An 8,298-nucleotide genomic window follows, 5' to 3' on the forward strand; every position below is an offset into this window, starting at 1 on the left:
CGCTCGCCGACCTCGCCACCGCCGCGCTCCTGCTGGGCGCCACCGGCGCCGAGCCGTACGGCGCCCTGCCGCCGGCCGCCCACCCCGGCTCCGTGCCCGACGGCCCGCCCCAGGTCCTCACCCACGTGCTGGACGCCGGCGACACCCGCGCCTACGCCCACGCCTCCGGCGACCTCAACCCCATCCACCTCGACGACGACGCCGCCCGCGCGGCCGGCTTCCCCGGCACCATCGCCCACGGCATGCACCTCGTCGCCCTGGCCGCCGAGGAGATCACCGACCGCCACGCCGGCGGCGACCCCGCCCGCGTCACCGCGCTCGGCGCCCGCTTCGCCGCCCCCACCCGCCCCGGCACCGAACTGCGCCTGACCCTCCAGCCCCACGACCGGGGCACCGTGGTGCGCTTCACCATCGCCACCGAGGCCGGCACCGCCGTCAAGGCCGGCTGGGCGCGCATCGCACCGGCGGGGGAGTGAACGCCATGACCACCACCCCCAGCAGCGCCCCGTTCGGCCGCCCCGTCCAGGACACCGCGCTGCCGCCGCTCGCCCTGCCCGACGCGTTCACCGCCCACGCCCGCACCCGCCCCGACGCCCCCGCCCTGCTCTGGCACGACCAGAGCGTCAGCTACCGGGAGCTCGCCGAGGCCGCCGACGCCGAACGCGCCCGCCTGAACGCCCTCGACCTGGCACCGGGCGAACCGGTGGGCCTGTACGCCGTCAAGTCACCCGCCGCGGTCGCCCTGGTGCTGGCCTGCCTGATGGAGCGCCGCCCCTTCCTGCTGCCCTCCCCGCAGCTCGCCCCCGCCCTGCTGGCCGCGCTCTTCGCCCAGGCCGGCGCGCGCCGCCTGCTCGCCCCCCTGGGCCAGGACGCCCCCCGGCTGCCCGCCCTGCCCCACCCCGCCCCGGTGCCCACCCTCGCGGCCGGCACCTCCTTCATGCTCACCACCTCCGGCTCCACCGACCTGCCCAAGATCGTCCCCCTCGCGCAGGGCGCCGTCGACCGCTTCACCGCCTGGGCCCACGACACCTTCGACCTCGGCCCCGGCCGCACCGTCGCCAACTACGCGCCCCTCAACTTCGACCTCGCCCTGCTCGACGTGTGGGCCACCCTCGCCGCCGGCGGCACCTGCCTGCTCATCGACCCCGCCCACGCCCTCAACGCCCGCCACCTGCTCGCCCAACTCATCCGCCACCGCCCCCACGTCCTGCAGGCCGTCCCCCTCGCCTACGCCCTGCTCGTCCAGGCCGCCGCTGGCGCCCACGTCCTGGACAGCGTCGAGCACGCCGCGTTCACCGGCGACGCCATCGACGCCCGCACCCTCGCCGCCCTGCCCGCCCTGCTGCCCGGCGCCGAGCTGTACAACATCTACGGCTGCACCGAGACCAACGACAGCTTCCTGCACCGCCTGGACCGCCTGGACGCCGCCGCCGCCCTGCCCGTGCCCATCGGCACCCCGCTGCCCGGCGTGCGCACCCTGGTCGCCACCGCCGACGGCACCCCCCTGGACGGCCCCGGCAGCGGCGAACTCTACGTCTCCACCCCCTTCCAGGCCGCCGGCTACCTCGACCGCTCCCGCGACACCGGACGCTTCACCACCCAGCCCGAAGGCGCCGGCGAAGGCCGCCGCTGGTTCCGCACCGGCGACCTCGTCACCCGCGACGAGGCCGGACGCGTCCACCTCACCGGCCGCGCCGACTTCCAGGTCAAGGTCCGCGGCGTCGCCGTCAACACCGCCGAGATCGAACGCGTCCTGCTCGCCCACCCCGACGTGCGCGAAGCCGCCGTCGCCGCCGCCAGCGACCCGCTCACCGGCAAACGCCTGCACGCCGCCGTCCAGCGCACCCCCGGCTCCACCCTCAACAGCCTCGTCCTGCGCGAGCACCTGGCCCGCAACCTGCCACGCGCCGCCGTCCCCGAGAAGCTCGCCATCCACGACGCCCCCCTGCCCAAGACCGCCACCGGCAAGGTCGACCGCAAGGCCGTCCTGCCCGCCCCGTGACACCCCGCACCACCCGCACCGCCACCCAACCCAAACCAGCGGCCACCAGGCCACCGACGCAAGGGAGTTGCCGACATGAGCAACATCGCCCAGATCAAGCGGTTCCTCATCGACGAGTTCCTGCCCGACATCACCCCCGACCAGCTCGCCGACGACCACGACCTGCTCTCCGACGGCGTCATCGACAGCCTCGGCGTCCTCAAACTCATCGCCTGGGTCGAGGACCACTTCACCCTCCCCGTCGACGACACCGACCTCGACCCCAACAACTTCCGCTCCGTCGCCGCCATCGACGCCTTCATCACCGAACGCCGCACCACCGCCGCCACCGCGGCCGGCGTCACCGTGGGCGGCTGACAGCCATGCACCAGGCCCTCACCGCGCTCCTCGCCGCCCGCCCCGTCGACCTGGCGGCCTGGCGCTCGTGGTGGGACCAGCTCGAACACCGCACCCTGGGCCCGGCCGACAGCGACCGGGCCCAGGCAGCGGCCCTGCTGGCCGCCCTCACCACCCGCCTGCCCGACCCCGACACCCTCACCGCCCTGCACACCTCGCTCACCGAACGCACCCCCGACCCCGGCCCCGCCCACCCCGGCAGCGTCAACATCGTCGGCACCGGCGGCGGACCCGCCACCTTCAACCTCTCCACCGCCGCCGCCCTCACCGCCGCCGCCATCGGCATCCCCGTCGTCAAGACCGGCTCCCGCGCCTACACCAGCGCCGCCGGCTCCGTCGACCTCCTCGAACGCCTCGGCATCACCCTCACCTCCAGCCACACCGCCACCGCCGACCACCTCGCCCGCCACAACATCGCCTTCGCCGGCCCCCACGTCTACCCGCCCGCCCTCACCCGCCTCGCCCGCACCCTCTACCCGCTCACCCTCAAACCCTTCGGCGCGTTCCTCAACACCCTCGGCCCCCTGCTCGCCACCGTCCCCGTCACCGCCCAGCTCACCGGCACCGCCACCCCCACCGCCCTCGCCGCCCTGCGCCCCCTGGCCGCCAACACCACCACCCGCACCGTGTGGCTCGCCCACAACAGCGCCGGCGCCGACGAACTCCTGCCCTTCGCCGACAACACCCTCCACACCCCCGACGGCGACATCCACCTGCCCGCCGGCGCCGTCGCCCCCGCCGAAGGCACCCTCGCCGACCTCGCCCCCCACCCCCACGACCTCACCGGCCACTTCCTACGCGCCCTCGCCGGCCGCGCAGGAACCACCGCCACCCACACCATCGCCCTCAACGCCGCCGCCCTCGCCCTCGCCTCCGGCCGCCACACCCGCTGGCACACCGCCTACACCACCGCCCTGGACGCCCTCGCCGACGGCGCCCCCCACGCCCTGGCCACGCGCCTGGCCACCCGCCCCAGGGAGACCGCCGGTGTCTGAACCCCTCTTCCCCCGCGACGACCTGGGCCTGGCGCTCTTCCTCAACGCCGGCGACCCCGCCGGCCGCCTCACCGACCTCGCGCTCATGCTCGACGACCAGCGCGTCGACGTCCTCGAACTCGCCGTCCCCTTCCCCGACTCACCCACCGACGGCCCCGTCATCCGCCGCTCCGCCACCCGCGCCCTCCAGGCCGGCACCACCCTGGACACCGTCCTCGCCGAACTCGCCGACCTCACCCCCCGCCTGACCCACCTCAAGGTCGCCCTGCTCGCCGACTGGAGCCACAGCCTGCGCCACCGCGACCCCACCGCCACCGCCACCGCCATCCGCGACGCCGGAGCCCGCGCCCTGCTCGTCCACGCCCTGCCCCCGCGCCTGCGCCCCGCCTGGCAGCACGCCCTGCACCACACCGGCCTGCCCCAGGTCACCACCTGCTACCCCGCCTCCACCCCCGAGGTCCTCACCGCCGCCGCCCACGGCGCCACCGACGCCTACGTCTACCTCGTCGCCCACTACGGCCGCTCCGGCACCACCCCCGCACACGGCCACCGCGCCCTCGCCGACACCGTCACCGCGCTGCGCACCGCCGCCCCCGCGACCCCCGTCGCCGTCGGCTTCGGTGTCAAGGCCGCCGCCGACCTGGCCGCCGTCGCCGCCGCCGGCGCCGACGCCGCGATCGTCGGCTCCGCCGCCGTCGCCCGCGTCGAGCACGCGCTGACCGAACGCCTCGACCCCGTCGACGAGTTGCGCGCCTACCTCACCGACCTCCGCCCCCGCCCCGCCCTCCCGGAGCGGCCCGGCGGACCCCGCACCACCCCACGCACCACCCCCGGCACCACCGGCACCACCGGCACCACCCCCGGCACCACCGGCACCCGCACCACCCCCGCCGGCACCACGACCCGAGAGGAACAACCCGCATGCTGATCCGCGACCTGGCCGACGTGAAGACCGTCGAGTGGGGCAACGGCCTGTCCCGCCGCTTCCTGGTGGAGAGCGACGGCCTCGGCTACAGCCTCACCGACACCGTCGTCAACGCCGGCACCAAGTCCCGCCTGGAGTACCGCAACCACCTCGAGGCCTGCTACTGCATCGCCGGCTCCGGCGAGGTCATCGACATGGACGGCACCTCCCACCCCATCACCCCCGGACGCCTCTACGCCCTCGACGAGCACGACGCCCACTACCTCGTCGCGAGCCCCGAGGAGGACCTGCGCCTGGTGTGCGTCTTCTCCCCGGCCCTGCGCGGCGACGAGGTCCACCAGCTCGACGCCCACTCCTCCTCCGCCTACTAGGCCCCGAGCCCAGCAGGCACCCCGCGCCCCCACCGGGGCCCGCCGCCCCCGCACCCCCGGGGGCCCGGGCCCCCGGGACGGGCCCCAGGAACCGACGTGAGCCGGCGCCACCGGGCGCCGGCCTGCCACCCCGCGCCCCGCACCGGCGGCCCGGGAGGAAGGCGGCACATCCCATGATCCGCTGGAACGCCGACCAGACGGCCCTGCGCGAGGGCCTGGCCCGCTTCGGCGACGACCTCAGCGCCGGCCACATCGAAGGCGACGAACAGGCCGCCTTCTCCCACGACAAGTGGCGCATGATCCAGAAGACCGGCATCCTCTCCCTGCCCTTCGAGGAACGCTACGGCGGCCTGGGCCAGTCCCTGCTCACCACCATGTACGTCCTCGAAGGCCTCGGCCACACCTGCCGCGACGGCGGCCTCAACTTCTCCGTCACCACCTCCATGGCCTCCACCGGCGTCCCCCTGCAGGCCTTCGGCTCACCCGCCCTCAAGGACGCCTACCTGCCCCGCATCGCCTCCGGCGAGGCCATCGGCGCCCACGCCATCACCGAGTCCGAGTCCGGCTCCGACGCCATGCAGATGCGCACCCGCGCCGTACGCGACGGCGACCACTTCGTCCTCAACGGCGCCAAGACCTTCGTCTCCAACGGCCCCGTCGCCGACGTCGTCGTCGTCTACGCCCGCACCCACCCCCAGGGCGGCGCCCTCGGCGTCACCGCCTTCCTCGTCGACGCCGACACCCCCGGCCTGACCACCGGAAACCCCATCAAGAAGATGGGCCTGCGCACCTCCCCGCTCTCCGAGCTCTACTTCGACGACGTCCGCGTCCCCGCCGACCGCGTCCTGGGCCGCGTCGGCGGCGGCTTCCTCGTCCTCGACCACGTCATGAAACGCGAGATCCTCTACACCTTCATCGTCAACACCGGCGAGATGCAGCACCGCCTCACCCGCTGCCTGGACTACGCCAAGACCCGCATGTCCTTCGGCAAGCCCATCGGCTCCTACCAGTCGGTCGCCAACAAGATCGTCGACACCAAGATCCGCCTCGAGACCGCCCGCAAGTGGCTGTACGACACCGCCCAGCGCCTGGAGGCCGGCGACAACGTCACCGTCGACATGGCCATCGCCAAACTCCTCACCAGCGAATCCAACCTCGCCACCTCGCTGGCCGCCGTCCAGGTCTTCGGCGGCAACGGCTACATGTCCGAGTACGGACTGGAGAAGGACGTGCGCAACGCGGTCGCCGGCACCATCTACTCCGGCAGCAACGAGATCCAGTACAACCGCATCGCCGCCATGCTCGGACTGGGCAAATGACCGCCCCCGCCCTGCTGGCCCCCCGGCGCGCCGGCCACCTCAAGGTCTGCGGCGCCCGCACCCGCGCCGACCTCGCCCTCCTCGCCGACACCGGCCCCACCCTGGTGGGCCTGTGGCACGGCGTACCCGGCGGCCCCGCCGACCTCGAAGCCGACCGCCTCGCCGACCTCGCCGCCACCGCCATCCGCCTGGGCCTGGAACCCGTCCTCGTCACCTTCCTCGACGACGCCCGAAAGATCGCCGCCCTCGCCCGCGCCACCGGCATCCGCTGGATCCAGCTCCACGCCTACCAGAGCCCCGCCCTCGTCGCCGACCTGCGCGAACAGCTCCCGTACGCCGTCCTCGTCAAAGTCCTCCACCTCTCCCGCGGCCGCTGCCTGGAACGCGCCTTCACCGGCGCCTTCGAACGCGCCGGCTGCGACCTGTTCCTCCTGGACACCGTCACCGACGACGGCCGCGTCGGCTCCACCGGCCAGGCCCTGGACCCCGCCCACGTCCACGCCCTGCTGCCCCGCCTCACCATCCCCTTCCTCCTCGCCGGCGGCCTCAACACCCCCAACCGCGACACCTACCGCACCGTCACCGACCACCCCCTGTACGCCGGCGCCGACATCGACACCGCCGCCCGCGACCGCACCGGCCGCTTCACCCACGAAGCCGTCACCGCCCTCACCCGCGCCTGGCACCCGCGCCTCCAGGAGACCCCCGCATGAGCCCGAGCTTCATCGACGCCCTGCTGGCCGCCCCCCGCCCCCTGGTCATGGAGGTCAAACTCCGCGACCCCCACGGCGCCGACCTCCTGGGCCCCCGCACCGTCACCGACCTCGTCACCCGCTACGAACAGGCCGGCGCCCCCTGCCTGTCCGTCGTCACCGGCCGCTGGTTCGGCGGCACCCCCCGCCTCCTGCGCGAGGTCACCGCCGCTACCCAACTCCCCGTCCTCCAGAAGGACTTCCTCACCCGCCCCGCCCAACTCGAAGCCGCCCGAGCCCTCGGCGCCTCCGCCGTCCTGCTCACCGCCGCCCTGCTGCCCGCCACCTCCCTCACCCGCCTCGTCACCACCGCCCTCGACCTCGGCCTGACCCCCTTCGTCGAGATCACCGAGGAACGCGAACTCGACACCCTGCCCCGCATCGCCGAATGCGTCGTCGCCGTCAACAACAAGGACATCCGCACCCGCGAACGCGACCGCGGCGACCTCGGCCGCAGCCTGCGCCTGCTACCCGCCCTACGCGCCGCCGGCTGCCGCGCCCCCGTCTCCGCCTCCGCCATCACCGACCCCCACGACGCCGCCCGCCTCCTCGACGCCGGCTACGCCGCCCTGCTCATCGGCACCTCCCTGATGCGCACCGGCGACCTCACCGGCTGGCTCGCCGACCTCGACGCCGCCAGAGCGGGGGTCGCCGCGTGAAGAACGACCTGCGCACCCGCTCCCTGGTCCTGGACGCCGCCGGCATCCCCGTCTCCGCCCTGGTCGCCGAACCCGAACACCACGCCCCCAAGGCCGTCGTCCTCGCCATCCACGGCCGCGGCATGCGCGCCGCCTACTTCGCCGGCCCCGCCCACCCCGACACCAGCCTGCTCACCCTCGCCGCCGACCTCGGCTACACCGTCCTCGCCGTCGACCGCCCCGGCCACGGCGCCTCCGCCCACCGCCTGCCGCACGGCCAGCTCATCGCCGACCAGGCCGCCACCCTCCACGCCGCCCTCACCGACTACGCCCGCGCCCACCCCACCGGCGCCGGCGTCCAACTCCTCGCCCACTCCTTCGGCGGCAAAATCGCCCTCCAACTCGCCGCCCACTGGCCCGACGACCCCCGCCTGCCCCTGCTCGGCTGCGACATCTCCGGCCTCGCCCAGCACTACGCCCCCGGCGCCTGGGACCGCCCCGACGACCTCGCCGGCGGCGGCCGCCTCAACTGGGGCCCCCTCCACCTCTACCCGCCCGGCACCTTCCACGCCGCCCGCACCCTGCTCACCCCCGTCCCCGCCCTCGAATCCCGCGAACTGGCCACCTGGCCCGCCCGCTACAACGCCCTCGCCGCCCGCGTACGCGTCCCCGTACGCCTCACCCTCGCCGACCACGAGCACTGGTGGCGCCTGGACGCGGCCCACCGCGCCGCCCTGACCGCCGCCTTCCCCGACGGCCTCGCCCACCTGGCCACCGCCCGCCGCGCCGGCCACAACCTCTCCCTGGGCCACGCCGCCCGCCCCTACCACCTGCGGGCCCTCGCCTTCACCGACGACTGCCTCACCCGCCCCGCCCCCGCCCCCGGCGCGGCCGCACCCG

Annotated in this window: 10 protein-coding genes; all 10 read left to right on the forward strand. The window is 75.1% G+C overall.

What is annotated here, in order from left to right:
- Positions 1–476, forward strand: a 476-nt coding sequence (locus AE652_RS28720; protein WP_049656698.1) for a MaoC family dehydratase, incomplete at its 5' end; no start/stop codon positions are given.
- Between the two features lie 5 nt (positions 477–481).
- On the forward strand, positions 482–2,002 hold the full coding sequence (locus tag AE652_RS28725) for an AMP-binding protein (protein ID WP_082346031.1): 1,521 nt from the start codon (positions 482–484) through the stop codon (positions 2,000–2,002).
- A gap of 75 nt (positions 2,003–2,077) precedes the next feature.
- Entirely contained in the window at positions 2,078–2,359 is a 282-nt protein-coding gene (locus tag AE652_RS28730; protein ID WP_049656700.1) for an acyl carrier protein, read from the forward strand.
- 5 nt (positions 2,360–2,364) lie between these two features.
- Complete coding sequence (locus tag AE652_RS28735; RefSeq protein ID WP_049656702.1) at positions 2,365–3,393, forward strand: hypothetical protein; 1,029 nt, start codon at positions 2,365–2,367, stop codon at positions 3,391–3,393.
- Positions 3,386–4,321, forward strand: a complete 936-nt coding sequence (gene trpA / locus AE652_RS28740) for a tryptophan synthase subunit alpha (RefSeq protein WP_063780299.1) — start codon at positions 3,386–3,388, stop codon at positions 4,319–4,321. Before AE652_RS28735 ends, trpA begins: the two co-directional genes overlap by 8 nt.
- Positions 4,315–4,689, forward strand: coding sequence for an ectoine synthase (locus AE652_RS28745; protein WP_049656703.1), 375 nt, complete (start codon positions 4,315–4,317; stop codon positions 4,687–4,689). The genes trpA and AE652_RS28745 overlap by 7 nt, the downstream gene beginning before the upstream one ends.
- Positions 4,690–4,862: 173 nt before the next feature.
- Positions 4,863–6,008 carry an acyl-CoA dehydrogenase family protein gene (locus AE652_RS28750; RefSeq protein WP_049656704.1) on the forward strand — a complete coding sequence of 382 codons (1,146 nt, stop codon included), beginning with the start codon at positions 4,863–4,865 and terminating at the stop codon, positions 6,006–6,008.
- Entirely contained in the window at positions 6,005–6,721 is a 717-nt protein-coding gene (locus AE652_RS28755; RefSeq protein ID WP_049656706.1) for a hypothetical protein, read from the forward strand. Before AE652_RS28750 ends, AE652_RS28755 begins: the two co-directional genes overlap by 4 nt.
- Positions 6,718–7,419 (forward strand): indole-3-glycerol-phosphate synthase, encoded by a 702-nt coding sequence (locus AE652_RS28760; RefSeq protein WP_049656707.1) that lies wholly within the window; start codon positions 6,718–6,720, stop codon positions 7,417–7,419. The genes AE652_RS28755 and AE652_RS28760 overlap by 4 nt, the downstream gene beginning before the upstream one ends.
- A partial coding sequence (locus AE652_RS28765; RefSeq protein ID WP_063780300.1) for an alpha/beta hydrolase occupies positions 7,416–8,298 on the forward strand: 883 nt, incomplete at its 3' end. The genes AE652_RS28760 and AE652_RS28765, both read left to right, overlap by 4 nt.

The organism is Kitasatospora sp. MY 5-36, assembly GCF_001182915.1.
Taxonomy (GTDB): Bacteria; Actinomycetota; Actinomycetes; order Streptomycetales; family Streptomycetaceae; genus Kitasatospora.